Here is a 26,596-nt window from a genome sequence, read left to right on the forward strand (position 1 = left end):
GAGTCCGGCCGCGATACCCCTGACCGGGTGGTCGCCCGCATGGCTGACGTTGCGCATGGCAGCTGGGATCGCCAGCGCCCGGCCTGCTGATGGTGGCGCTCGTCGTGCACGCGGATCGGTATCGCGCTGCCGCGCTGGTAGCGGGCGTGTTCCCTGCGCCGCGCCCCTGTTCGGGGCGAACACGCCGGCGTCGGCGGTGCGCGGCGGTCGTCACGTCCCGACCGCCACGTCAACCGGGTTCCACGCCCCCCTGATCGCGAAATACGCAGCTGCGCAGAAGCTTCAGGTGGTCGTGAGCAGTCCGCCGTCGATGACGAAATCCGAGCCGGTGATGTTCGCGGCGCGGCGGCTGGCCAGGAAGACGACCAGGTCGGCGATTTCGTCGGGTCGGGTGAATCGGCCGGTGACCGATTCGGCCGCGACGGACTGCGCGACGGCGTCGGCGTTGCCGCCGGTGGCGTGGGCGATCGTGTGGGCGACGCCGGTGTCGCCCAGCCACAGGTCGGTGGCGACGGGTCCGGGACTGATCGTGTTGACCCGAATACCCTGGGGGCCCAGCTGTTTCGAGAGTGACTTCGCAACGTTGGTGAGTGCGGCCTTCGCGGCGCTGTAGTCGATGACCGCCGGATCAGCGAGTGTGGAATTGACCGAGCTGATCATGACGATGCTGCCCTGGCCCGCGCCGAGCATGGCCGGAAGCACTGCGCGGGTCGTGCGGATCGCGGCGAGCAGATCCAGCGTGAGCGTGCCCAGCCAATCGTCGTCGGTGACATCGAGGAACCCGGTCAGTCTGGGCGTGACCCTGCCGACATTGTTGACGAGAATTCGTGTGTCACCGAACTTCTCTGCGGCGGTGGCCAATTCGATCGCACCGTCCGGGGTGGACAGATCGACCTCGACCGGATGCACCCGGCCACTGTCGGCGAGGGCACGCAACTCGTCACCGGTGTGGCGTGCGCCGGCAACCACGATCGCGCCTTCGTCGACGAGGGTTCGGGTGATGGCCAGACCGATGCCCCGGCTCGCGCCGGTGACTACGGCGAGGACGTCGGTGAGTCCGAGATCCATGCGGTAGCTCCTCTGTCCGTACGGTCGGTTACAGGCCCTGGTCTGCCAACCAGGCGAGCACGGCGTCCGCGACGTCTTTCCAGCCGCTGTCCACGGTGAGCGAATGGCCGCGGCCCTCGAATTGCCGCAGCTCGGTAACCGCGGTGGAGTCGCGGTACTGCTTCAGTGTGGACCGCGTGACCACATCGGGCACGGTATGGTCCTCGAGTCCCGAGATGAGCAGCAGCGGACCACGATCCGCATTGCCGGTGTCCACCTTCGCTTGGGAATGCAGCACAAAGTTGGCGACGGCGGCCTGGAAAAGCGGGCGGGCCGGTGAGGGAATGGTCCATCGGTCGAACAACTCGTCGGACTCCTGCTCCGACAGCGCATTCCCGAATCCGAACCGAAATTCCTTGCTGGTCAAGGAGACCGCTTTATGCAGGTTGGCCGGGTTGCCCAGCGCCGGCAGGCCCGCGCGCAACTGCGCGAGTGGTAGCGGCAGCACCCCCTTGATCTGCGCGGGATCGATCGCCACGCCGGCGACGCCGCGTCCCTCGCCCATGAGCTTCTCGGTGATCAGGCCGCCGAACGAGTGGCCGATGATGATGGGCTTGGCAGGCAGACCGTCGATGAGCTTCGCGAAATGTGCTGCGGCATCGTCGATCCCGATATCGGCGACGGCTTCCGGGTGCTCGCGAGCGGAAACGACCGTATCGGGTTCGCCCGGCCAGCCGGGCGCAATCGGCGCGTATCCGGCGGCGCGGAAGTGATCGACCCACGGGCCCCAACTTGTGGCATGCAGCCACAAACCGTGAATGAACACCACCGGGGTAGGCGTCTGTGGCATCTCGATCCCTCTCTGCGAAAACCTGGACACGGCGGGACAAGCGGTTCGACCGCGAATCGGCCGGTGCGCACAGCCCCCGTTCACCTCAACACCGCGCAGGTGTGGGCGTCCAAGGCATATCCGGCCCGGATCGATAACCGGAAAGGCATACTTGCAGGCGAAGATTCGTATGGCAGACCGCTGAGGCAGGAAAGCGAGGGGGGATCGTGGACTTGGACCTGCGCCTGCTGCGTTACTTCGTCACCGTCGCCGAGGAACTGCACTTCGGCCGCGCCGCCGCCAGGCTCTACATCAGCCAGCCCGCGCTGTCGAAGCAGATTCGCAAGCTCGAGGATCAGCTCGGCGGCCGGTTGCTCGAACGCGACAGCCGCCACGTAACGCTGACAGCCCGTGGACACCGTGTGCTCTCCGACGCCCGGGACATGATCGCCCTGGCCACGCGAATCAGCGAACAGACCACCGAGTCCGGAGCCGTGCGCATAGCGCACATCTTCGAGTTGCAGACCAGCCGGATCGTCGCGGACGCCTTCGCCGCAGCCTATCCGGACGTTCAACTCATCGAGCGTTCGCTGGACAGCCTCCGGCAGTTGGACGCGCTGCTGGACAAACGGCTCGACGTCGCAATACTGCGCGTCACGGCCCCGATGGCCGCCCGGTATCCGACGGGCTGGCGATTCCATCGCCTGCGTCTCGAACCGATGTATCTGGTCGGCCGCCCGGGTGATCCGCCGAAGGCTGCGGCCTCCTTGTTCGAGCGTCCCGTGGAGGTCTTCGCGGACAGTCCCGCATCCGGGCTTTACAACGCGCACGGCGACTACCTCACGGCCTTCGAACGACACACCGGAATGTCGATGCGATGGCTCGGTAACCCGGGATCCTTCGGGCATTGCCTGGCCGCCGTGCATCGTGCCACCGACCCGGCCTATGTTCTCGAATTCGAAAGCTACGCAGCACGATACGGTGATGCCGGAATCCCGATGCACCACCCTGCCGAGCTACAGCCGTACTACCCCTGGTGCATCGCCTGGCGTGACGAACCGCTCAGCGCGACCGTCGCGAACTTCCTGCGGGTCGCGGAACACACCGCCCGACAGCACAACTGGCACCTCCCACCCCACCACTCGGCCCTTCCCTGGGTTCCCGACGACCCGACCGATTCGACCCAGGCCGCCCTGTCGACCAGCTCGCCCCGGTAGATCCACATTCCCCTCGAGCATCGTTTCAGCCGGTTGGGCGGGTCTGTCCCGAACCGGTGTCGGTCGAGTCGTGACACCACGCCCCGGGCGGTATGAGACCACCATGGCCATCGGCCTTACCACTGCTCGCGGATCCGGACTGACCGGAGTTGTCGGTATTTGCGTCGATCGGCTGTACGGACGGGGTCCTGGTGTCGGTTGCGATCGGCGGGAGCGCTCGAGCGTCTGCGGCGGCGGGCAGTGTCAACGCGGTGGCCGCGAGTGCGCCGGTGATGATCCCACGAACAATGTTGACCTCGGCCACCAAGTCGAACCCCTTCTCTGCATGCAGAATTCGTCGCTGTGATCTCGGCTGGCGAGATCGAGCCCTGAAGCGAGCAGCTGCGGTCGATGGCGGTGACGCATCGACTTCTCAGTTGTCGCTCCGGACATTCAATAGACGGCATGACAGTGCAGGGCGTCGGTGGCACACGCAACTCCATGCTTCCGCTTCCCGTCGGTTCAGAAACGCCCGGTAAAAAGTCGGCAATCCTCACCGTCGTCGAGTCGATTGGTCTTCTCGCGCAACAGGCCTGGGCTGTCACGATGCTGCGGAGCCGCCAGGGTGGGTCTGGCGGGCCACCGACCTTCCTTGCGGGCTCATTGCGCAATAGTCTGGCGAACTCGGGATAATTGGAACATTGTGACACGGGCGGCCGGGCCGTCTCGGAAGGCGAAACGCGCAGGTAACAAGCACGTTTGGATGAATTGGATCGAGTCACGATCCGCAGCAAACCAAAAGGAAAGTGACACAAAATGTCTCACCAGACCTTGCCGGCCACCGACATTTGGCGAGGCGGGCGCACCTGCCCCCTTTAAGTGAACAGTCGATATCGCCGAGATGGCCGGACATAATCCAGTTCGTATATCGTGAACCGCCGGACTCCATGCATCTGCCGGTAAGCAGGGCGGATATGTGAATGGCTAGTGTTTGTGACGTTTGTTACAGCGCGCAAACCCGGGTGGCCGTGTAATCGTTTCTCAGCCCAGTTAATTCGTGTCGCGAAAAGTTTCGTCCAGGGAGCCATCTCCGTGTCAGCAGCCCCGTCCCCGCAAGAACCCACACCTTTGTACGCCCGACCGCACGGCGGCGTGCGTCGGCTCATCTGTCGTGGGTCCATGGCGATCCCGAGGTCGGGCTGTATTGGTAAGTCGGTCGACGCAACCCGAGCGCCGGAGGCCTGATCGCCTTCTTGTACCTGCCAACTCATCCACGCCGCAGTCGGCAAGCCTCGCCGAGTAGGTCATGACCAAACCCATCGGTCAGTGTAATGCGTTGACGCAGAATCTAATTTGATGTTTCGACCTCGACCGTCCTGACACCCGCATCTGCGGCGATCGGCTTCAGCTGATAGCGCCTCCGCCGAGGGCGATCACGACGGACTTGTAGTTCGCATAGATGAGTTCGAACTCGACGCTCAGCGCCGCGGAATAGCGCCGTGGCGCGATTCGGCGCTGCCCGAACAACTTTCGAAGAGACAGGACAGAGCCGCCGCGATAACGCATCCAGTACGACCGAACATCATGCTACACAGCCGATTTCAACACTGGCGAGATCGAATCACATTCACATGAGACATGGTCTCGCTTAATCGACGCTATATCTGAAGCGTTTTATGAACAATATTTCGGCCAATGCCGGTCCGGGCGCCGGACGCGCCGCGGTGCAACCGTTTTGGCCGATATTCGTCGAAGGGAACGACATCTTGTCACCATTGAATCGCCGCCGTTTTCTCTACGCATCGGCCGCCGCCGCGGCCGGTGTGGCAGCCAACGGAGCGCTCGAACCGGCGATCGCCAACGCGACCGGTACCCTCGCCGACATCAAGCACGTCGTAATCTTGATGCAGGAAAACCGTTCGTTCGACCACTACTTCGGCACCCTCAAGGGCGTGCGCGGCTTCTCCGACCGCGCGACGATCCTGCTTTCCGGCGGCAACAGCGTGTTCAACCAGCCCAATGGCGCTGGGCGGAAATCCCCCTGGGCCCTCAGCGGAGCCGGCGGCTCGACCGCGCAGACCGAAGCCCAATGCAACGGCGACCTCCCGCACGCCTGGGCCGACCAGCACGCCGCGTGGAACAACGGACACCTCGACGGCTGGATCGCAGCCAAGGGCAACGTGCGCACCATGGGATACCTCAAACGCCAGGACATTCCGTTCCACTACGCGCTGGCCGATAACTGGACGATCTGCGACTCCTACTTCAGTTCGGTACTCAGCGCTACCGGCCCCAACCGCACCTACCACTGGAGTGGCTGGATCGATCCGGCCGGTACCGCCGGTGGACCCGCCTATGACGGTGGCGACGAATCCGGGCTGGGGTGGCAGACCTACGCCGAGGCGCTGCAGAACGCGGGCATCGGCTGGAAGGTCTACCAGAACGCCGCGGATAACTTCGGCGACAACGCACTTGCCTACTTCAAGCAGTTCGCGAACGCCGCCCCCGGCAGCCCACTCGCTGTCAATGGCATGAATTCGGTGCCGGCGACCACCGGCAAAACCCCTGACGACATCGTGGCCGCGATCAAGGCCGACGTCGTTGCCGGCAAACTGCCACAGGTGTCGTGGATCGTGCCCGACCAGGCGTCTTCCGAACACCCCTACGCCCCGCCCAACGATGGCGCCCACTTCGTCCACAACGTGATCAACGCGCTCAACGCCGATCCCAGTGTCTTCAATTCGACGGTGCTGATCCTGAACTACGACGAGAACGACGGATTGTTCGACCACGTGCCGCCGCCGGTGGCACCGGGCGGCACCGCGGACGAATTCCTCAATGGAGTTCCCATCGGCCTCGGCTTCCGGGTGCCGCTGATCGTCATCTCGCCGTGGACACGCGGCGGCTGGGTGAGTTCCGAAGTGTTCGACCATACTTCGGTGCTGCGCTTTCTGGAGGCCTGGACCGCCGCGCTCGGCAAAAAGGCCACCTGTCCGAACATCAGTGCCTGGCGGCGCTCGGTCTGCGGGGACCTGACCGGGCTGTTCAACTTCTCTTCTCCCGTTACCGGCCTGCCGACCCTGCCCGACACCTCTGCGGTGATCGGGCTCGCCACGTGCGCCCCCCAACCCAACCCGGCACCTACATCCAATTCCCAACCCGCACAGGAATCCGGAACCCGCCCAGCCCGTGCTCTGCCCTATCAACCCAACGCCTACCTGGACCATTTCACGTACGGAGCCAATGGCGAAGCCCGTGCCTGGATCACCTTCGCCAATGTCGGCGCGCCCGCGACTCGCGCGGCGCATTTCTCCGCCTACGCCAACGCTTTTCGCTCCGGTGGGCCGTGGCAGTACACGGTCGGGGCGGGTGGCAATGCCAGCGATTTCTACGAGGTCGGCACGGGTTCCGGTAATGGCGCCTACGACCTGACGGTCATCGGCCCCAATCGATTCCTGCGCCGCTTCCAAGGCGACACCACCAAGGCCGGAAAGACCGCATCGGTGGCCAGCTCCTACTCCAACGCACCCAACACCGGAAAGCTCGCCGTCTGGTTCGCCATGACCAACACCGGCACCGCCACGGTTACCTTCACCATCAAAGCCAACCAGTACCGCACAGACGGGCCCTGGACGTACTCGGTCGCGGCCGGCAAGACCGTCAGTGACTATTTCAACGCCGTCGCCTACAACAACGGTTGGTACGACTTCACCGTCACGGTCAATTCCGACACCGGTTGGTCGCAACGCTTCACGGGGCACCTCGAAACGGGAACCGCCTCCGTCAGCGGTTGAAATGCACGGCCGGCTATCCGACTGGCCGAAAGGTGTTCTGGCCCTTTGTTCCTCAGGTGGATGGTTGCGGTGACCGGCCCGGTGGTCACCACTGCCGGGGTGGTGCCGGCGGCGGTGTTCTGCGTATCTGGGGTGTTGCCGCCGGTCACGCTCATTCGGCTGGGTATCGTGGCCGGCATCGGTATCCTGCGCTACACCTTCGTTGTGCGCACGCTCGTGGTCCCAGCTGTGTTCGCCGTTCTCGGCGACCGTGCATTGATCGAACCATCGAAATCGACGGACGAGTACACCGCCAGGAAGGACAGGCATCATGAATCCGAACCGACTGCGCCGGCTTTCGTCGGCTATCGGTGTGGCCGTGGCCTGCTCGATCCCGGTCGCCGGAATCGGTCTGTCGGCGTCCGCGCACGCCGACCCACCGGCACCGGTCGCCGGACTTGATTTGGGCCGGTATCTCGGCACCTGGTACCAATTGGCCGCGATACCACAGTATTTCAACCTCATCTGTGCCAGGGACACGCGTGCGGACTATGCACTGGACGCATACGGAGATGTGTCGGTGCACAACTCGTGCACGACGTGGTCCGGCAGCGTGAGCGAGATCCGCGGCACGGCCACGGTCACCGATCCGGTGACGGACGCGCAACTGCACGTCAGTTTCCCCGGCGTGCCAACGCAGGACGGACTGTACGGCCCGACCAACTACATCGTCACCGCACTCGGCGACGACTACTCATGGGCACTGGTCACCGATCCCAACCGTCTGTCGGGATTCGTCCTGTCGCGCACCACAATGCTGGACACCGCCCAGTGGAACGGTGTCAGCGCCGCGATCACGGCGGCGGGGGAGAACACCTGCTGGTATCTGACAACTCCGACTACGGGCGGACTGGACCGCTTCACGCCATTGTGCGTGGAATGACCGATAGCGCAGTTCGTGGCGTGGGTGCCCACACGACAAGCCCGGGTCCGTGAACCGCAGACTGGTCGCGTTGTATGCATCGATAATGAATCGAATTGCGTCTAGGGTTACCGGCATGACGGCATCGATCGCGCTGTTCACCCGAGACCTGCGTGTGCACGACAATCCCGCGCTGGATGCGGCATGCCGTGCGGGGGAGAGAGTGGTGCCGCTGTTCGTTCTCGACGTCGATCTGCTCGCCCAGGTGTCCGACGCGCCCAATCGGATGTGCTTCCTCACCGCCGCGCTCACTGAGCTCGACGCCGAGCTCCGTGCGCGCGGCGGGCGATTGGTGGTGCGGCGCGGCCATGCCGTCGAGGAGGTCGCGGCTGTCGCGGCGGAATCGAACGCGCGCAGCGTGCACGTCGCCGCGGACGTCACCGGCTACAGCGCCCGGCGGGAGGCCGCCCTGCGCGACCGGCTGTCCCGCATCGGCTGCACCCTGCGTGTTCATCCGGCGTCGATCACCGCCGTGGATGCTCGCGCACTGCGGCCCGACACCGGCCGGAGCCACTACGCGGTGTTCACGCCGTACTTTCGGCGCTGGCTGGACACACCGATGCGGCACCCGCTGGGCGCACCGGCCGCGGTGGCGGTGCCGCCGATCGCGAGCGAGGCGATTCCCGACCCGGCCGCGCTGGGTGCCGGCTCCGGGTCGCCGGAACTGTCCGTGGGCGGGGAGACGACCGGCCGTAGGCTGCTCGCGCACTGGCTGTCCGGTCCGGTGCGCGAGTACGCGCAGGTCAAGGATGTGCCTGCCGTCGATGGGACCTCGGGGCTGTCTGCCTACCTGCACTTCGGTTGCCTGTCCGCAGCCGAGATCGTCTTCCGTGCCGACCTCTCCGACCCCGGTGGGTATGCCTTCGTCCGGCAATTGGCCTGGCGCGACTTCTACCATCAGGTGCTGGCGGACCGTCCCGAGGTCGCCACTGCCGACTACCGCGAGGGGGGCCCGTCGTGGCGCAACGATGCGCACGCGGTGGCCGCGTGGCGCGCCGGCCTGACCGGGTACCCGATGGTCGATGCGGGGATGCGGCAGCTCACCGCGCAGGGCCGGATGTCGGGCCGGGCCCGGCTGATCACCGCCAGTTTCCTGGTCAAGACGCTACGGGTGGATTGGCGCGTGGGCGCACGGCATTTCGAGCGCTGGCTGGTCGACGCCGATGTGGCCAACAATCGGATGAACTGGCAGTGGATGGCCGGAACGGGCACCGACACCCGCTCGGGTCGCGTGCTCAACCCGTTGCGTCAAGCCGAGCGGTTCGACCCCGACGGCGACTATGCGCGTCGCTGGCTGCCCGAACTGGCACAACTGTCCGGCGCGGAGATCCACCGGCCCTGGCGGGCGGGTGTGCCGGCGGCGCGATATCCGGCGCCGATCGTCGAATTCAATGGCATGTGACCGGGATTCATGCGGCCGAGAGGCCGGCCGCGGCCGCGCAGTACTGCCACACGCGCTCGGCTGCGGCAGCGGATTCGGTGGTCCGGTGCAGATAGTGCTCGGGTCTGGCGCGCCGGTCGTGCCAGAACCGTCCGGAGACGACATCGGTCGCGGCCAGCCAGACGGCGGTGTCCGCGCCCTGGGCCGGTGTGCGCAGCAGCGGCCGCGTCAGCGCGCGAAACCTCGGCAGTGCGGTGGCCACTCCGGGGGTGTCCACCCATCCCGGATGCATGCAGTGCACCGAGATACCTGCTGTCGCATAATGATCGGACAATATCGGCGTCAGGGCGACCTGCATGCGCTTGGTTCGGGCGTAGGCGATCGCGCCGTGATATTCGCCCGTCCGGTACTCGAAGTCGCTGTCGGGCAGGGCCTGGGTGTACATCCCGCCCGACGACACCAGGATCACCCGTCCGCTCGCCGCGCGCGTCATCGCCGGTGCGAGCTGCTCGGTGATCAGCAATGGACCCAGAACGTGTGTGGCCAGGCAGATCTCGTGGCCCTGGGGGCTTTCACCGCGCGCCGCCGGTAGCACGCCGGCGTTGTGGACCAGGACATCCAGTCGCTCGGTGCGCTGGGCGAAGCCGGTCGCGAACCGCCGGATGTCGGCGAGGTCGGAGACGTCGCATCGTTCGACCTCGGGCGCGACGCCCGCCGTCACCGCGGCGATCTGCGCGGCGGCTGCGGCGCCGCGCGACTCGTCCCTGACCAGCAGGGTGACCACGGCGCCGAGCCCGGTCAAGCCGGCCGCGATGGCCTTGCCGATGCCGGAGCTCGCGCCGGTGACCACGGCGGTCCTGCCGCGCAGCGCGTCCGGCGGCAGCGGCGACCATGAGCGGTGACGCAGCCGGAATCCGGTGCGGCCGTAACCGAGTACCACGGTGCGGTCGAGTGCGTCGTCGAGCGGTGCTGGGAGGTGCAGGGCCATGATCGCCTCCTCTGCGGCCGCACGGGGGAGGGCCCGCCGGCGGTGGTCGCCGAAATCCAACCAGCTGATGCATCGATTATGCATCGATTCGATGGTAGCGTCGACGTTGCGAACCGGACAGCTCTTCGGTTCGCCCGAGCGGCGGAGGACCTCATGGCCACGACCCGACATCGCAGGCGCGCACGGCTCACCGCGGCGCTCACCTCGCCCGTCCCTGCTCGGCGACCGTCCGACCGGCAGTACGCCCGTGTCGTCGTCTCGATGGGACCGCTGTGCGCGCGTTGAGCGGCCGGCGCCGCCGGGTCGCGGTGATCGGCAGCGGCGTGGCCGGCCTCACCGCGGCGTGGGTTCTGGCCAAGGACTGCGAAGTGGTGCTCTACGAAGCCGATTCGCGGCTGGGCGGCCATGCGCACACCCATCGGATCGCTGCACGGGCCGATGGCACCGGGCAGCTGCTCGGGGTCGATTCCGGGTTCATCGTGCACAACGATCGCACCTACCCCACTCTGCTTCGACTGTTCGGTGAATTGGGTGTGCGCACACAGGAATCGGATATGTCGATGTCGATCCGCTGTGACGGCTGCGGACTCGAATACGCCGGGGGCAAGGGCGCCCGTGGACTGATCCCGAATCCGGGAGTTCTGGGCAGTGCGCCCTATCTGCGCATGCTCGGCGAAATCATCGGTTTCCATCGCCTGGCACGCGAAGAGCTCGCCGATTTTGGCGACGACCTGCTCACCCTGGGCGATTTCCTTCGAGTGGGCGGCTTCTCGGCCTATTTCACGGCGCATTTCATGGTTCCGCTGGTGGCCGCGGTCTGGTCCTGCCCGCCGGAGCTGGCGCTGCGGTATCCGGCCCGCTCCCTGTTCACCTTCCTCGATCACCACGGCATGCTGACCGTGTTCGGGTCACCGACCTGGAGGACGGTGACCGGAGGCTCCGCGACCTACGTCGACACCGTCGCGGCGGGCCTGCACGAAGTACGGGCCGGTGTGCCCGTCCGCAAGATCCACCGCGCCGCGCGGACGGTCGCGGTGCGCGACGACGCCGACACGGTGGACTTCTTCGACGCCGCGGTGATCGCCACCCATCCCGACCAGGCCCTGCGGTTGCTGGCCGCGCCGACCCCGGCTGAAACCGCTGTCCTTGCGGCACTGCCCTATTCGACCAGCCACACCGTGCTGCACACCGACGAATCGGTGCTGCCGCGCCGTAGCGGCGCCCGCGCCTCGTGGAACTACCGCCTGCCGCACTGCACCGCCACCCCGGACCGTGTCCTCGTCAGCTATGACCTGACCCGGCTGCAACGCCTACCGGCGAACGCCGGCCGCCGATTCCTGGTCACACTCGGCGACCAGGAGCGGGTCGCACGCGACACCGTCCTGGCCACCATGACCTACGAGCACCCGCAGTACACCCCGTCGGCCGTGGCGGCGCGCCGACGTCTGTCCGAAATCGGCGACCACACCGTCGCTTTCGCTGGCGCATACCACGGGTGGGGCTTTCATGAGGACGGCGCATTGTCGGGGCTGCGCGCCGCCGAACGCGTCGGCGGGCGCTGGAGCGGGGGCCCGCCGCTGTCGATCGCCACCGCGCAGGAGGTGCCATGACCCGGCCACGCCTGGTGCGCACCGTGATCCGCCACGACCGCCGCGAACCGATCCGGCACGGATTCGCCTACCGCAGCTACAGCTGGCTGGTGGACCTCGACGAGGTTCCCGTGCCGCCGCGGCCACTGCGCGCGCTGATGGGCTTCCACGCGCGCGATCATCTCGGTGATCCCGCTGCCACCCTGCGCGACAACGTCATCGGGTATCTCGCCGAGCAGGGCATCGATTGTCGCGGCGGGCAGATCCTCATGCTCGCCAATGCCCGGATGCTCGGATACGTCTTCAATCCCCTCACCGTGTATTGGTGCCACGACCGCGCGGGCGCGCTGCGCTGCGTGATCACCGAGGTGCACAACACCTACGGTGAGCGACACCGCTATCTGGTACCACCCGATCCGCAAGTCGTTGTCGGCAAACAGTTCTACGTCTCGCCGTTCAATCCGGTGACCGGACGCTACCGGCTGCGCGCACCGGTTCCCGGCAGCCGACTGCACCTGACGATAGCGCTGGAGGACGTCGACGGCCGAACCCGCTTCGAGGCCACCGTGCGCGGTCGGGTCCTGCCCGCGAACCGGCGCACGGTGACCCGTACGGTGCTCGCGCATCCGCTCGAGACCTGGCGCATCGCCGCCCGCATCCGTGCCCAGGGGCTACGCCTGTGGGCGCGAGGCCTGCCGGTCATCCCGCACACACCGCATCGGTCCCAGGAGGCACTGCCGTGACCATCTCGCCATGCCCGGCCCAACCCGCCTCCGCCGCACCGGTCGGTGACCGGTGGCCGGACCTGCCGAGGGTGCCGCGCGGTGTGCGTGTCGTCGTCGGCCGTCCGGTGGTCATGGCCTTGTTCGGGCATGCGGTGCGGCGTCTTGCGCTGCGGGTCGAACTGCCCGAGGGCCGACTGCTCGGCGGCGCGGCGCACCACCCGCAGGCGCCCCGCTTGATATTGCACGATCCGCACGCGTTCGCGGCCCGGATCGCCGCGACCGGACTCATCGGATTCGGCGAGGCCTACATGGCCGGTGACTGGTCCGCGCCCGACCCGGCCGCGGTATTGACCGTCCTGGCCGCGCAGATCGACCGGCTGGTACCCGTGCCGCTGCAAGCGCTGCGGTCGCTGGTGCTGCCGGGGCGACCGGAGCGGACCCGTGCCGGCCGTGCCGGTGCGCGCAGCAACGCCGCTCATCATTACGACCTGTCCAACGACTTCTTCGCACTGTTCCTCGACGAGACCATCACCTACTCGTCGGCCTTGTTCGAGGCGCTCGAACCCGCACCGGTGTGGGCGGACCTGGCCGGGGCCCAGGCCCGCAAGATCGACCGGCTCCTGGACGCCGCCGCGGTCGGGCCGGGCAGTTCGGTGCTCGAAATCGGCACCGGCTGGGGCGAACTCGCGATTCGGGCGGCACGCCGCGGCGCCACTGTCCGGTCCATCACCCTGTCGGCGGAGCAACAGCAACTGGCACGCCGACGGGTCGCCGAGGCGGGGCTCGCCGATCGGGTGTCGATCGAGTTGCTCGACTACCGCGACATCGACGGGCACTACGACGCGGTGATCTCGGTCGAGATGATCGAGGCCGTGGGCTACGACTACCTGCCCGGCTATCTCACCACCCTCGAACGCACCCTCGCACCGTCGGGCCGCATCGCTCTGCAGGTGATCACCATGCCGCACGATCGCATGCAGGCGAGCCGCAGGACCCATACCTGGATACAGAAGTACATCTTCCCCGGTGGCTTCCTGCCCTCGGAAGAACTACTGGCACATCTGCTTTCGGCGCATACCCGGCTCGAGATCGTCGATCGGCAGTCGCTGGGACAGCATTACGCCCATACGCTGCGACTCTGGGATGCCCGGTTCCTCGCGGCCGCCGACCGGGTCGGCGCGCTCGGCTTCGACGAGGTCTTCCGGCGCATGTGGCGACTGTATCTCGCCTACTCCGAGGCAGGGTTTCGATCCAGGTACCTGGACACGTGGCAGATGGTCCTGCGCCACCGCGAAACTCGGGGCGCGGCGGTGTCGCGATGAACCCCTCGTCACACTGCAGGAGGCAGTCGATGTGCTGGCCGGCCATTCTGATCGAGCAGCAACAGATCTCGCCGATGAGAGCGTCGCGAACGGTCTCCGTGCGCCGGCCCGGGATTCATCGTCTACGCATCGATCATGTCGAGACCCCCTGTGGCGCGCGAGAGCGGACCGGAGTCGCGCACACCGCGATTCGTGCGGCTCGGCGGTACTTCTCAGCCCACGACCGGCACGCGCAGCTGCGCGAGCGCTTCGGTGAGGCTGGACAGGCGTCGGGCTGGACCCGGCAGGATGAGGGTGTCCCAACCCGGTCCGCCGACGTACACCGTCGCGCCGGCGCCGTCGCACGCCCGAATCGCGGAGGTCAGTGCCGTGGCTTCCTGCTGAGACCACAGCACGACGGTGGCGGGCGCGGAAAGACGGCCCAGGGTGTCGGTCAAGGCGGTGGTCGGCACGTCCGGGCCGAGCATGCGGGCTCCCACACCGTGTTCGGCGAGCCCGGCGCGCAGGACTTCCAGTGGCAGCGAGTGGGTTTCGCCGCCGGTGCAGGCCAGGACCAGTGGCGCGGACTCCGCGGTGAGGACCGGCGCGACCGCGCGGTGCAGCGCCGCGACCATGCACCACGACAGCAGATGCTCGACGTCCACGCAGCCTTCGCCCGCGAGCTGACGGCCGATGATCTGCGCGAACACCGGGCGGCACAGGCGATCCCAGGTGTCGACGACGCCGAAGCTGCGCAGATGGTTCTCCAGCAGCTCGCACACCGTGCTGGACTCGAGTGCGAAGGCTGCCGACAACAGGGTCGCCTCGTCGCCCAAGGGCAGGACTGCTCCCTGCGCGGCCGCCGCCGCCCCGGCGGGGGTGGATCCCGCGCGAACGAGCTCGACCATCCGCGACAGCGTCGCGATATCGGTTTCGGTGTAGAGGCGATGCCGTCCGGGCCGGTCCTGGCGCGGGCCGATTCCGTATCGCCGATTCCAGCTGCGCAGCGTCGCGGTAGGCAGGCCCAGCCGTTCGGCCACCGCACGCACCGACAGCCCGGTCTGTTCGGGCGCGGACACAGGGCGGTGCGACATGTCTCGATTGTGCCTGTTCGTCATCGGAAGAGGTGATCACGTGCGGTGTGTGGTGTTCGGCGCCACGGGTTACATCGGTGGCCGGTTGGTGCCGGAGTTGCTGGCAGCCGGTCATTCGGTCCGGGTGCTGGCCCGGGACCCGGGCAAACTCGACGATGCGGCCTGGCGCGACCGCGTGAGTGTGCTGCGTGGTGACGTCACCCGCGCCGAGGACGTGCGGGCCGCGCTGGTGGGTCGAGAGGTGCTCTACTACCTGGTCCATTCGCTGACCCGCGCCGATTTCGCGCGTATCGATCGCGACGCCGCGGGGGTGGTCGCCGCCGAAGCCGATCGTGCCGGACTGGCCCGGGTCGTGTACCTGGGCGGGATCACTCCCTCCGGGCAGGCGCTGTCGCGTCATCTGGCCTCGCGCGCCGAGGTTGGCGAGATCCTGTTGCGCTCGGCAACACCGACCGCGGTGTTGCGGGCCGCGGTCATCATCGGTTCGGGCTCGGCCAGTTTCGAGATGCTGCGCTATCTCACCGAACGGCTGCCGGTGATGGTGACGCCGCGGTGGGTGCGCAACCGCATCCAGCCCATCGCGGTGCGCGACGTCGTCTATTACTTGACCGGTGCCGCCGGACTACCCGACACGGTCAACGAAGCCTTCGACATCGGCGGGCCCGACGTGCTCACCTATCTGGGCATGATGCGCGGGTACGCCGAGGTCGCCGAGTTGCCAGACCGCCTGATCGTGCCGGTCCCCGTGCTCACGCCGTGGTTGTCGGCACAGTGGGTGAACCTGGTGACCCCGGTGCCCCGCGCGATCGCGGTACCGCTGATGGAGTCGCTGGCCAACGATGTGGTGTGCGCTGAACACCGTGTCGCCCAATACATTCCCGACCCACGGTGCGGGCTCACCCCGTATCGGCGCGCAGTGGGCTTGGCCTTGCAGCGCGTCAGGACCTTGGACGTCCCGACCCGATGGTCGGATGCCAGTCCGTCCGACGCCCCGTCGGATCCGCTGCCCACCGATCCGGACTGGTCCGGTGGTTCGGCGTATTCCGATGTGCGAGAACGGAATACCAGCGCAGATCCAACGACCCTCTGGTCGGTGCTGGAGTCGATCGGCGGCACCAATGGCTGGTATTCCTTTCCGCTGGCCTGGGCGCTGCGTGGGTGGCTCGACCGCCTACTCGGCGGTGCCGGCCTACGCCGGGGACGCCGACATCCGAACCGACTGCGGGAGGGCGAAGCCCTGGACTGGTGGCGAGTCGAACGACTCGAACGTGACCAGCGCATCCTGTTGCGCGCGGAGATGCGGGTTCCCGGGCGAGCCTGGCTGGAACTGACCGTCACCCCACTCGCAGACGGCGGAGCACGCTACCGCCAGCGTGCCCTGTTCGACCCACACGGTCTGGCAGGACACCTCTATTGGCACGCCATCGCCCCGTTCCACGCCGCGATCTTCGGCGGCATGGTCCGCAACATCACCAGCGCCGCCGAGCGGGCCGCAGTGAGTCCCGCGCCGCAGAGCTGCTGATGCTCGATATCCCAGATCTGGACATTCCCAACCGTGCGGGCGCGGCGACCCAGAAGGGCGGTGCGAGCGATGTCGTGGCCTGGCAGACCGGCGGTGCCCGGCTGCTGCCGAGAATGCCGGCCGGCACATGTCCATTCAGGAGTTGCCGCGATCGACAGTCGGGGTCTCTGTGAGTGCGGTGTCCGCGATGGTGAATGTCGTTGCGGCGCTGACCTCTACTAGATCGACGGAGATCAGGAACGAGGTGACGCCAATGGGTGAGTGTGGTGTGCCGGATCCAGTGTGCGCTGACCTGTAGGGCGGCTGTCGGTGTTCGTGGACAAGCTGATCGACCTCGCTTGTCGTCGGGAAGGGGACGGTCGGCCCAGGCCGTTTCGACGATTCGCCAGTAGGGTGCGTAGTTGCGAATGGTCGTCTCCAGCAGTGCTGCCCTCGTCCAGGGCCCCTCATCTAAATCTCATGGAGCACCGGGCAGGGTGGTGCCCCATGTCCGCCCTTTCACTTCGCGTCGCGTGGAGCTTGCATGCCACCGCGCTCGTCGTCACCCTCGCGCTCGCAGCATGCGCCCTGCCCACCGATGCGGCGACTCGAGCCGGCCCGCCCGCGATCCGGGTCGATCAGGTCGGCTACATCGTCGGGCAGGCAAAACAGGTGTTCGTCATGGGTTCGGAAACCGAACTGAGCCGAGCCGGTTACCGGTTGGTGGACGACCGGGGCACCATCGTGGCCATCGGCCAGGTCGGCGAGCGCACCGGCACCTGGAACAGCAGGTATCCGGCCGTCCACACCGTGGACCTGTCGGCTGTCGACACCCCGGGACGCTACCGACTCGAGCTCACCGGCACGGCCTCCGGGCGCTCCCCACAGTTCCGCATTGCGCCCGCCAAGGACTTGCTCACCCCGCTCGTGGAGAACAACGTGCGCTTCTTCCAAACTCAGCGCGACGGTGCGGATGTCGTGCCCAATGTCCTGCATCGCAAGCCCTCACATCTGGCCGACCGCCACGCAACGGTCTACGCCACCCCGCGGTACAACGAGGACGGCACCGAACTGCTCGACGCGAAGCTGACCCCGGTGGGTGGTCCAGTCGATGTCTCGGGCGGCTGGTCCGACGCTGGTGACTTCCTCAAGTTCACCCACACCGCCGCCTACAGCACCGCCGATCTGCTGCTGGCGCTACGTGCCGCTCCGCACACCGCGGGCCTGGCCGAGGAGGTCGAGCAAGGATTGACCTGGCTGGACAAGATGTGGGACGGCAAGAGTGGCACTCTCTACGCCCAAGTCGGTATCGGTGCCGGCAACGACCAGATCCGCACCGACCACGATGTGTGGCGGCTGCCCGAGACCGATGACGAACTGGACGTGCAACCGGGTGACCCGGACTACCTGATCAAGAACCGGCCGGTCTTCCGGGCCAACGAGCCCGGCGCGCCGATCAGTCCCAACCTGGCCGGCCGGATGGCAGCGGTCTTCGCGCTCGCGGCGCAGCACAGCGCCAACAGCGATCGGGCCGCTGCCAAGTCCTGGCTGGACAAGGCCGCCGCCGTCTACACCCGGGCCGACACCTCGCCCGAGGGCGAACTGATCACTGCGTTCCCCCACACCTTCTACCCCGAGGACTCCTGGCAGGACGACATGGAGTTCGGGGCCACCGAAATGAGTTTGGCCGCCAAGGCATTGGGCGACCCGCGAGCCGGCGACTGGCAGCACCAGGGCATCCACTGGGCGAAGCAGTACATCGACTCCGACACCAAGGGCACCCTCGGCGTCGCCGACGTCAGCGCACTCGCCCACGCGGACCTGCTCACTATCGTGAAGGCGGACAGCGAGAACGGCGCAGAACTACAAGCTGACCTGCGCCGGCAGTTGGACGACGGGGTGCGCCGGGCCGCCGAGGACCCCTTCGCGGCAGGTGCGGTCTACACCGACTTCGACTCGGTACCACACACTTTCGGCCTGGTCGCCACCGCACAGTTGTATGGGAAGGTCACCGGCGACCACCGCTACGACGGGTTCGGCGCGCAACAGCGTGGCTGGGCACTGGGCGCCAACTCCTGGGGCAGCACCTTCATGATCGGCGCAGGCGAGGTCTACCCGCACTGCCCGGAACACCAAGTGGCCAACCTCGGCGGCAGCCTCGACGGCACGGGCGCGATCCTGCGAGGCGCTGTGGTCAACGGGCCGAACGCCGCAGAAAAACTCGACGAACTCAATACTTTCCCGACGATGAAGCGCTGCTCCTCGAATCCCGGTACGGCCTGGACCGACTTCGACGGGGGCAAGGCCCGCTTCCTCGACGACGTGGGCGCCTGGCAGACCGTGGAACCCTCGACCGACTTCACCTCCACCGCAATGCTGGCCTTCGCCTTGTCCCAGGGGTGAACCGAACCGTCATCGACGGCACACCACCCACAAGCGCGTCGATGACCGGTCCGGACGGCTCAATGGTGTTGGCCCCATACGCCTCGGCGACCTCGCCAGCGGTCACCGGATCGGCCAGCCACCGGTAGTAGGGCTGGCGCGCGAGCTGCAGCACCCGGCACGTCAGCGCTACGGGGATCCCTTCGGCGGCAAGCTCTTTCACGAGCGGGCAGAGCCATTTCCCGGTATCTGTGCCTGGGACGGACAGGCGGCCGCGCGCCGCAGGACCCCGTTCTCCTGCTCGAGCAACCGGATACGGGCTTGGGCACTGCGACATCCTCTCGAGCCTGCCTCACAGCAAGCCATCTCGATTGTCATCGACCCGTGCAGCAGCCCCATTTGGATGCCAAGCATGTCGAGTCGACCGATGCATTGCTTGAAATTCGCAGGCTGCTCCGAGCCTCGGGCTCACCATCAGCCAGCGGGCTGGATGCGCGCATGGAGGAAATGCAGCTCATGCGAAACCCTGGTGCTGTCACTACCTGTCGTTGGGTTGTCCGTCCCCAACCGCACGCACCGGGTCGGCGAGGCCGCGCAGCCGCGTCAGCACGACGTCCGCGACGGCACCTGCTCGATAGGTGCTGCCCCCGACCAACGCCGACCAGCGCGAGCAGCCCAGAGCACCTCGTCGACCGCGTCCAGTCTAGGCGCAGGATCGTATGCCGACCGCACCGCGCGCAGCACCTCGGCCGCGACAACCATTGTGTCCGGCTCGGTTCGGGCCGGCCGGGCGCTGGGCTCGCTGGTCGAGGTGGGCTCGGCGGTGGCGCTCGGCGGGGCGGGTGCGGTACTGCTGGCGCGTCGCGGCGACCGAACCACCCCTCATCGTGGTTCGGTCGCCGCGAGCCTGCCTCAACCTAACCGGAAATTAGGTTGCCCTAATTTCGATTCCGAGGTTGGCATCCACGGCAGTCGACGAGGACGCACGCGGTCTACGTGCCCGTACGTCATTGTCGACGCGAGGATCATACGTTAGGTTAGGCATTCCAAACTTTGACCGTCTCGAGCCGAAGGTGTGTTCGTGCAGTTCTCTCGTCGGCAGTTCATCGCGGTCACCGGACTCGGCGCGGCTGGGATCCTCGCGGCCACAGCGTGTCGATCCTCCGACCGATCGGACGGCGTTCCGGGAAGCGGCGGAACCCTGCGGGTCGGCGCGCTCGGGAAGGCATCGAAGATCGAACGCGATCCGCACAGGACGCTGAGCAACGACAGCGACTTCCTGATCGCTTCTCTGGTGTTCGACCCGTTGACGGTGCCCGCGGCCAACCCGAATGTCGCACCGCGCTTGGCCTCGGCGTGGAAACAGCTCGATGATCCGCGCAGCTGGCGGTTCACCATCGCGCCGGGCGCGACATTTCACGACGGAACGCCGGTCCGATCCTGGGATGTGGTGTGGTCACTGCGCCGTCTTCACGAAATCGCCGGGGCGACAAAGGTTCCGGTTGCTTCGCCCGATTCCATAGCGGGTGACGGGCCGGATTCGGTCATCATCACAACCGCCGCCCCCAATCGGGATCTCCCGATGTTGTTGCGTCTGATGACCTTCGTCGTCAGGGACGGCGCCACCGATTTCACTGCTCCCGTCGGCACCGGGCCGTTCCGGTTGGAGTCCTACCACGACGGCAACGCCCGTCTGGTCCGCAATGACGCCTGGCACGGCGGTGCGCCGAAACTGGATGCCATCGAGATCCGCCGATTCGAAAGCGCCACGGCGCTTTCCAACGCCATCCTGGCCGGGCAGATCGACCTCGCCTCCAATGTGGGCGCGGTCGCGGGCCGGACCGCCGCAGGGCGGAGCGATCTAGCGGTGGTGAGGCGGGCCAACGACGTCGTCATCCCGATCGTGATGCGCACCGCCGACGGGCCGTTCGCCGACGCCCGGGTCCGGACAGCGTTGCGGCTGGCGGTGGATCGCGACGCCATGGTCAAACAGATCACCTCCGGATACGGCACACCCGCCAACGACGTACTCGGCACCGCAGACCCGACCTACGACACCGCGCTGCCCAAGCGTGGCCGTGACATCGCGCGGGCCAAGGCGCTGCTGGCCGAGGCCGGATTCGATACCGGCCGTACCTACCCGCTGGTCACCAAGGACGAAGCGGTCGGCGAGGTGGATACGGCACGATTGTTCGCGACCCAGGTCGCCGAGGCCGGAGTGAAGATCGACGTCGTAGTCCAGGACGCGAACGTCTTCTACGACGAAACCTGGTTGAGGGCACCGCTGTACACCGCGAACTGGGGCACCAACGATTCGGTGATCTTCTTCGCCAGCAAGACCATGATCTCGACCACCAAATGGAACGAGGCCGGAACCCACGATCCGGAGCTTGACGCGGCCTACCTGCGCGCGCTGTCGGCCACCGACGACGCGAGCTACCGCACGGCCAGCCACGATATCCAGCGCATCCAGTACGACCGGGGCGGCTATCTGGTCTGGGGCATCGCCGACGGCGTCGATGTGGCGTCGGCGAAGGTTCGGGACCTGCCGACTCTCGCCGGATACGGGCGAATGCAACTCGAACGGGCGTGGCTGACTCGGTGAGGAAGCCCGGCTCGATCCGACGAATTCCCATGTCCCGGACGGGGTTCACGGGTGCCGGGGCCCGCTGGGCGCGAATGCTCGCCTTGCGGACAGCCGGTCTGTTCTGCGTACTGATACTTGTTTATGCGGCGGTGGCACTACTGCCGGGCGCAAGCGCCGCCGCGGTCCTGGGCCGTGACGCCGGCCCGGCGCAGGTGTCGGCCTACGAATCCGCGATGGGACTCGATCGTCCACTGCCCGTGCGATTCTGGTCCTGGCTGACCGGATTGCTGCACGGTGACCTAGGAACCAGCCTGCGAGGCGCGTCGATCGACAACATGCTCGCGGCGAAGTACCCCAACACCCTGCTCCTGGCGGGATCGGCGCTGGTACTCACCGCGATCGCCGCCATCGTGATCGGCGCATGGTGGTTCCTGCACCCGCGCGGACCCGCCCGGCTGCTCGGGCCGGGCACCACTGCCGCCGTCGCAGTCCCGGAGTTCGTGGTCGCGATCATGCTGGTCTCGATTTTCGCGCTGGGGCTGCGCTGGCTGCCCGCGGTGACCGTCACCGATCCCGCGGGCGCGCCCGCCGATGCCGCCTCGCTGGTGCTGCCGGTACTCGCCTTGGCGATTCCACAGTCGGCGTGGAACATTCGCGTCACCCGTGCCGCGCTCGAGGAAGCCGCGCGCCTGCCGCACGTCGACGCCGCACGACTCGACGGATACACCGATCGCCGCATCTTGGCCCGGCATGTGCTGCCGGTCGCCGCACCTACCGTCGCGGCATCGCTGGCCACGTCGGTCGGCATGCTGCTCGGCGGCGCCGTGGTGGTGGAGGCGGTCTTCAACTACCCCGGGATCGGATCGGTGCTGGCGGGGTCGATGAGCGATCGCGACAGCGCGGTGGCGGCGGCCGTCGTGGCGTTGACCGGGACGGCGATCACGGCCGTGTTGATCCTGGCCGATCTGGTCCGCGACTGGTCCCTGCGGGGACAGCGATGACGGCGCCCGCCGACGCCCAGCGTCGCCGCGTTGTGCTGGCCGTGGCTCCGGCCGCGGCCCTCGTCGTCGTGCTCGTCGGCGCAGCGGTGATGGCCCCGGGGCGACGGACCGACGGCGTGGGCATTCCCTTCGCGCGCCCTTCGCGGGCTTCCTTGCTGGGCACGGATCATCTCGGGCAGGACGTCCTCGCCCACCTGTGCTCGGGAGGATGGGGATTGCTGGCGGTCGCGGCGGTGATCGCGGTGGCGGTGACCGCGTGCGCGGCCGTGCTCGGCGTGACCGCCGCCCTGCGCCCGCGATTGGGGATCCTCCTGGAACGGATCACCGATGTCTCGATGCTCGTGCCGCCGATTCTGGCGATCCTGCTGGTGATGCTGTCGTGTCCGGACTCCGGAACCCTGGGTCTTGTCGTTGTCGCGGTCGCGATCGGAACCCCGTATTCGGCAAGGGTTTTCGCTGCTGCGGCGGCGTCGATCGCCGCGAGCGGGTACGTGGAGGTGGCGGTGGCCAGCGGGGAATCGTTGCCGTATCTGCTGGGCCGGGAGGTGCTGCCGAATCTGCGCCCCACCATTCTGACGCAGCTGGGGCTGCGCTTCGTCGAGGCGATCTACCTGGTCAGTACCGCCGCATTCCTCCAACTGCCCGCGACGCTGGGCGACTCCAACTGGGCGATCATGGTGCGCGACAACAGCTCCGGCATCATGCTCAACCCGTGGGCCGTCGTCGCGCCCGCGACCGCCATCGCGGTGCTCTCGGTCAGTGTGGCCGTCGCCATCCACACCATCGGCACCCAGGAGCCGTCTCGATGAGCCACCCATCCGTCAACGTCGAGGAACTGACGCTGCTCGATCGACGAAACCGTCTGCCGATCCTGCACGCCGTATCGATGACCCTGCACGCCGGGACCGTCACCGGTCTCACCGGCGGATCCGGATCCGGCAAGACAACGCTCATGCGGGCGCTGCTCGGTGCACTGCCTGCCACGACGCGCCACACCGCCGGATCCATTCATGTTGCGGGCCAGGAGGTGCTGCGGCTCGACCCCGGATCCCTGCGCCGCTTCCGCCGCGCCGAGGTGAGTTTCGTCGGCCAGGATCCGGGTTCGGCGCTCAACCCGGCGATGCGGGTGCACACCATACTGGCCGAAGCGACAACCGATCCCGATTCCATCGAGCAGGCTCTGTCACAGGTCGGGCTGCCCCAGGCACTGCTGCGGCGCCGGCGCGGCGAGCTGTCCGGCGGCCAGCAGCGGCGGGTCGCTCTCGTCCGAGCCCTGTTGCGTGGCACACCGATCCTGATCGTCGACGAGCCGTTCGCCGGCCTGGACGTCCACGCTCGCCGCATCGTGGCCGGCCTGCTGCACGAACTCGCCCGTGACGACGGAAGGACAGTACTCGTCTCCGGTCATGACCACGCCACCCTCGACGCTCTGGCCGACCAGCGGATACACCTGGGCGCTCATCCCCGCGCGGTATCGAAGGCGGCCGGGGCCACTCGAAAAGCCGATGTCGGCCGAAGTTGTTTCACCGCAACGGGAATAGGGCTGCGGCGGGCCGGGCGAACCGTACTGAAGGATGTCGCTATCGACGCCCCGTTCGGTGACGTGACAGCCATATTCGGCGAATCCGGTGCGGGCAAAACCACCCTCGCACGCATCCTGTCGGGCCTCGAGCCCGCTGCGACCGGACAGCTGCTTCTGCGCGACCACGAGATCCCGGTGGCCGGGCATCGCCGCGACAAGCGAACCCGTACCCGGGTCCAGCTGGTGCCGCAGAACCCGTTGTCGGCCTTGAATCCGCAACGCACCGTCGGCCAGATCCTCGACCGCCCGCTGGTGCGGCGCGGCATCCAAGACCACGCGACCCGCGCCGCCGCCATCCGAACCGCCCTCGAAGCAGTCGACCTGCGACCGGAATTCGCCGACCGGCGGCCCCACGAGCTGTCCGGCGGCCAGCGCCAACGCGTATCCATCGCTCGCGCACTGGCTTTCGACCCGGATGTGCTGATCTGCGACGAGGCCACCTCCGCACTGGACCCCGCGACCGCCGATGCCATCATGACGCTGCTCGGCGCAACGGCTGCCCGCGACGACATCGCGGTCATCGTCATCGGCCACGACCTCGACCTGCTCACCCGTCACTGCACGGCAGGCATCGTCATCCACGAAGGAGCGCTCCTGGCAGCAGGACCGGTACCCGAGCTGCTGGCCGATCCGGGGTCATGGATGCCCTCCCCGAGATAACCACCGACCGTTCTGAGACGACTTCCGTTCGGCCTTCGACGGATCAGCATGCGTCCTGCACGCTAGCGGGAACGCGGTACCGGTGTGGACGACCCGACGCGATGGCACGAATGCCTTCACACGAAGCAGATTCCGGCTTCAAGCCATTGACGAGGTAACAGCTCGGCTCGGTGCCCAGCGCAGTCTCGGGAACGAGGCCGTCAGATGCTGCGATCCGCGCGGTCGTGAGGCATATGCGCGGGGGTACGAGACTGGCGCTCCGCAAGGTCTTCGTGGTCCGAGGTACCGGGTCGGAGGGGTTGTTGGACATCGGATTTGGTGATGGCGAGGTAGATGACGAGGGCGAGGATCAGTACGCCGAGGATGGCTACAACGGGGGCATCGCCGAGGCCGAGGCCGCTGTCGTGGGCGGGTTTGGCCAGCCAGTCGGCGATCGAGGCGCCGAGGGGCGGGTGATGACGTAGGCGGTCCAGAAGCACAGGATCGGGTTCCAGCCCAGCCAGCGGTTACCGGTGGCGGGGATCAAGATCAGGATCGCGAAGAATGCGCCAGGTACGGCGAATCAGTGGCGGACATGTCGAGGTCGCGGCCCCATTGCCCGCCGATCCAGGCGGGCAGCAAGATGCTGTGCCCGAGGCTGGACACCGGGAAGAGCTCGCTCACCCCTTGCAGTGCCCCGACGACGATGGATTCCAGATAGGTGATGGCCATGACGGACTCACCCGAGCGAGGTGAGCAGCGTGGTCAGGGCTTGGGACTCGGTCGCGGGGTCCGGCTTGGCGGAGCGTATCGCGTGCAGCACGGTGTCGATCTGGTGGTCGAGGGTGTTCCAGGCGGATTTGTCCATCGGCTGCAGGGTGTCCTGGTCCTTGTCCCACGCGGTTTCGAGGTCCTTGATCCGCGTCTTCGCGTCGGCTTGTTGTCCGGCTTGGACTTTGGCGAGGGTGTCCTGGGTGATGGTGCGGTAGTTCGTGATATCGGCTTTGGGGAAATGCGCGGTCACCGAGCCGGACGCCACCGCCGTGGTGGACGGACCGCCCGTGTTCTCGTCGTCTCCGGCCGCGCTGGAGTGCGGTTGCCCGGCGGCCCATACCAGCAGCGCTCCGGCCAGCACCGCGATGACCGCGTAGTAACCGAGCAGGAGCCGCTCACGTGCCGGGTTCGCGACGGGAACCGTTGTCGCGGTGTTTGTTTGGTTGTCGATAACGTCTGCGCGGGTGCGGGTGAGGTGGACGACAGTGGCCAGGATGGCGGCGAGGAACACAACGCTGGTGGCCGCGGTGCCCAAGCCGAGGCCGTGGTCGGCACGCGCCGAGGCGAACCAGTCGCCGAGGTTGGCCCCCAGCGGACGGGTGAGGATGTAGGCGAGCCAGAAGGACAGCACCGCATTGGCTCCCAGCCGCCATCCGAGCGTGATCGCGGCGATCAGCCCGGCGGGCAGCAGCACCGAGACGCCCGGCACCCATCCGGTCAGCTGCAGCGTCCAGTCTCCGGCCGCCGTGCCGAGGGCGAAGGTGACCAGAACCGCCAGCCAGTAGAACAATTCGCGGGGCAGGGTGACGATGCTGTGGATGGACAGGGTCCGCTCGCGGGCGAACCAGATCCCGAAGACCAGGGCCAGCGCCGCGGCGAAGACGCTGGTGCTCGCCGCGAGTGGCACATTCAGATTGTCGGTGAGGATGTCGGTGTAGAGGGTGCCGGTCACACTGAGCACGACCACCGTCAGCCAGTACACGAACGGCACGTATCGGTCCAGCCGCAACTGCCAGGCCAACACGGCGACGAGTACGACCGTGAACAGCAGCGCCGTGAGGGTCAAGCCCACCCCGAGCGAACTGTTGATCCAATCGGCGAAACTCTCACCCACCGTGGTGCACAGGATCTTGATGATCCAGAACCACACCGTGACCTCGGGCACCTTGCTCAGCAAGCGCCCGGGCGAATCAACCCTGGAATTCGTCATCTCCGTCACGGCGGG

Annotated in this window: 18 protein-coding genes and 4 pseudogenes; 15 read left to right on the top strand and 7 right to left on the bottom strand. The window is 67.2% G+C overall.

Annotated elements, in window-relative coordinates:
- Positions 1-282: 282 nt before the first annotated feature.
- Positions 283-1,068: an SDR family oxidoreductase gene (locus tag ACWEQQ_RS39705; protein WP_452351800.1), complete on the bottom strand. Its 786-nt coding sequence runs from the start codon at positions 1,066-1,068 to the stop codon at positions 283-285.
- A 28-nt stretch (positions 1,069-1,096) separates the two neighbouring features.
- Entirely contained in the window at positions 1,097-1,897 is an 801-nt protein-coding gene (locus tag ACWEQQ_RS39710) for an alpha/beta hydrolase (RefSeq protein ID WP_452351801.1), read from the bottom strand.
- 206 nt (positions 1,898-2,103) lie between these two features.
- On the opposite strand from ACWEQQ_RS39710, the gene ACWEQQ_RS39715 reads away from it, so the two are divergent.
- The 5 genes and pseudogenes from ACWEQQ_RS39715 (at position 2,104) to ACWEQQ_RS39735 (ending at position 9,229) form a co-directional block, all read left to right on the top strand.
- The gene (locus tag ACWEQQ_RS39715; RefSeq protein ID WP_452351802.1) at positions 2,104-3,093 is read left to right on the top strand and encodes a LysR family transcriptional regulator; all 990 of its coding nucleotides are present in this window, start codon (positions 2,104-2,106) and stop codon (positions 3,091-3,093) included.
- Between the two features lie 1,754 nt (positions 3,094-4,847).
- Complete coding sequence (locus tag ACWEQQ_RS39720; RefSeq protein ID WP_452351803.1) at positions 4,848-6,866, top strand: phosphocholine-specific phospholipase C; 2,019 nt, start codon at positions 4,848-4,850, stop codon at positions 6,864-6,866.
- 63 nt (positions 6,867-6,929) lie between these two features.
- Positions 6,930-7,307, top strand: a pseudogene (locus ACWEQQ_RS39725) (MMPL family transporter); the annotation flags it as partial.
- Positions 7,225-7,788 (top strand): lipocalin family protein, encoded by a 564-nt coding sequence (locus ACWEQQ_RS39730; protein ID WP_452351804.1) that lies wholly within the window; start codon positions 7,225-7,227, stop codon positions 7,786-7,788. The pseudogene ACWEQQ_RS39725 and the gene ACWEQQ_RS39730, both read left to right, overlap by 83 nt.
- Before the next feature lie 115 nt (positions 7,789-7,903).
- On the top strand, positions 7,904-9,229 hold the full coding sequence (locus ACWEQQ_RS39735; RefSeq protein ID WP_452351805.1) for a cryptochrome/photolyase family protein: 1,326 nt from the start codon (positions 7,904-7,906) through the stop codon (positions 9,227-9,229).
- Positions 9,230-9,236: 7 nt separating this feature from the next.
- Here the strand turns inward: ACWEQQ_RS39735 and ACWEQQ_RS39740 are convergent, their stop codons facing one another.
- Positions 9,237-10,196, bottom strand: a complete 960-nt coding sequence (locus ACWEQQ_RS39740; RefSeq protein ID WP_452351864.1) for an SDR family NAD(P)-dependent oxidoreductase — start codon at positions 10,194-10,196, stop codon at positions 9,237-9,239.
- Between the two features lie 281 nt (positions 10,197-10,477).
- Here ACWEQQ_RS39740 and ACWEQQ_RS39745 point away from each other — a divergent pair, with 281 nt between their 5' ends.
- The 3 genes from ACWEQQ_RS39745 to ACWEQQ_RS39755 are packed head-to-tail and all read left to right on the top strand — an operon-like array spanning position 10,478 to position 13,832.
- Positions 10,478-11,806, top strand: a complete 1,329-nt coding sequence (locus ACWEQQ_RS39745; RefSeq protein WP_452351865.1) for an NAD(P)/FAD-dependent oxidoreductase — start codon at positions 10,478-10,480, stop codon at positions 11,804-11,806.
- Entirely contained in the window at positions 11,803-12,528 is a 726-nt protein-coding gene (locus ACWEQQ_RS39750) for a DUF1365 domain-containing protein (protein ID WP_452351806.1), read from the top strand. The genes ACWEQQ_RS39745 and ACWEQQ_RS39750 overlap by 4 nt, the downstream gene beginning before the upstream one ends.
- Positions 12,525-13,832: a class I SAM-dependent methyltransferase gene (locus ACWEQQ_RS39755; protein WP_452351807.1), complete on the top strand. Its 1,308-nt coding sequence runs from the start codon at positions 12,525-12,527 to the stop codon at positions 13,830-13,832. Before ACWEQQ_RS39750 ends, ACWEQQ_RS39755 begins: the two co-directional genes overlap by 4 nt.
- A gap of 212 nt (positions 13,833-14,044) precedes the next feature.
- Here the strand turns inward: ACWEQQ_RS39755 and ACWEQQ_RS39760 are convergent, their stop codons facing one another.
- Complete coding sequence (locus tag ACWEQQ_RS39760) at positions 14,045-14,905, bottom strand: MerR family transcriptional regulator (RefSeq protein WP_452351808.1); 861 nt, start codon at positions 14,903-14,905, stop codon at positions 14,045-14,047.
- On the opposite strand from ACWEQQ_RS39760, the gene ACWEQQ_RS39765 reads away from it, so the two are divergent.
- From ACWEQQ_RS39765 to ACWEQQ_RS39795, 7 genes and pseudogenes are all read left to right on the top strand, one after another.
- Positions 14,904-16,427: an SDR family oxidoreductase gene (locus tag ACWEQQ_RS39765; protein WP_452351809.1), complete on the top strand. Its 1,524-nt coding sequence runs from the start codon at positions 14,904-14,906 to the stop codon at positions 16,425-16,427. The two genes, ACWEQQ_RS39760 and ACWEQQ_RS39765, sit on opposite strands and share 2 nt — an antisense overlap.
- Positions 16,428-16,913: 486 nt before the next feature.
- A complete protein-coding gene (locus tag ACWEQQ_RS39770) occupies positions 16,914-18,809 on the top strand; it encodes a glycoside hydrolase family 9 protein (protein ID WP_452351810.1) in 1,896 nt (631 codons plus the stop codon).
- Positions 18,810-19,869: 1,060 nt separating this feature from the next.
- A complete protein-coding gene (locus ACWEQQ_RS39775) occupies positions 19,870-21,393 on the top strand; it encodes an ABC transporter substrate-binding protein (protein ID WP_452351811.1) in 1,524 nt (507 codons plus the stop codon).
- Between the two features lie 29 nt (positions 21,394-21,422).
- Entirely contained in the window at positions 21,423-22,376 is a 954-nt protein-coding gene (locus ACWEQQ_RS39780) for an ABC transporter permease (RefSeq protein ID WP_452351812.1), read from the top strand.
- Positions 22,373-23,185 carry an ABC transporter permease subunit gene (locus tag ACWEQQ_RS39785; RefSeq protein ID WP_452351813.1) on the top strand — a complete coding sequence of 271 codons (813 nt, stop codon included), beginning with the start codon at positions 22,373-22,375 and terminating at the stop codon, positions 23,183-23,185. Before ACWEQQ_RS39780 ends, ACWEQQ_RS39785 begins: the two co-directional genes overlap by 4 nt.
- Positions 23,182-23,682, top strand: a pseudogene (locus ACWEQQ_RS39790) (ATP-binding cassette domain-containing protein); the annotation flags it as partial. The gene ACWEQQ_RS39785 and the pseudogene ACWEQQ_RS39790, both read left to right, overlap by 4 nt.
- Before the next feature lie 297 nt (positions 23,683-23,979).
- Positions 23,980-24,427, top strand: a pseudogene (locus ACWEQQ_RS39795) (ATP-binding cassette domain-containing protein); the annotation flags it as partial.
- A gap of 391 nt (positions 24,428-24,818) precedes the next feature.
- Here ACWEQQ_RS39795 and ACWEQQ_RS39800 read toward each other — a convergent pair.
- The 3 genes and pseudogenes from ACWEQQ_RS39800 to ACWEQQ_RS39810 form a co-directional block, all read right to left on the bottom strand.
- Positions 24,819-25,097 carry a hypothetical protein gene (locus ACWEQQ_RS39800; RefSeq protein WP_452351814.1) on the bottom strand — a complete coding sequence of 93 codons (279 nt, stop codon included), beginning with the start codon at positions 25,095-25,097 and terminating at the stop codon, positions 24,819-24,821.
- Between the two features lie 67 nt (positions 25,098-25,164).
- Positions 25,165-25,329 (bottom strand): annotated as a pseudogene (locus ACWEQQ_RS39805) (undecaprenyl-diphosphate phosphatase); the annotation flags it as partial.
- Positions 25,330-25,336: 7 nt separating this feature from the next.
- On the bottom strand, positions 25,337-26,581 hold the full coding sequence (locus tag ACWEQQ_RS39810; protein WP_452351866.1) for a COG4705 family protein: 1,245 nt from the start codon (positions 26,579-26,581) through the stop codon (positions 25,337-25,339).
- Positions 26,582-26,596 lie beyond the last annotated feature (15 nt).

This window comes from Nocardia sp. NPDC004123, from assembly GCF_053603795.1.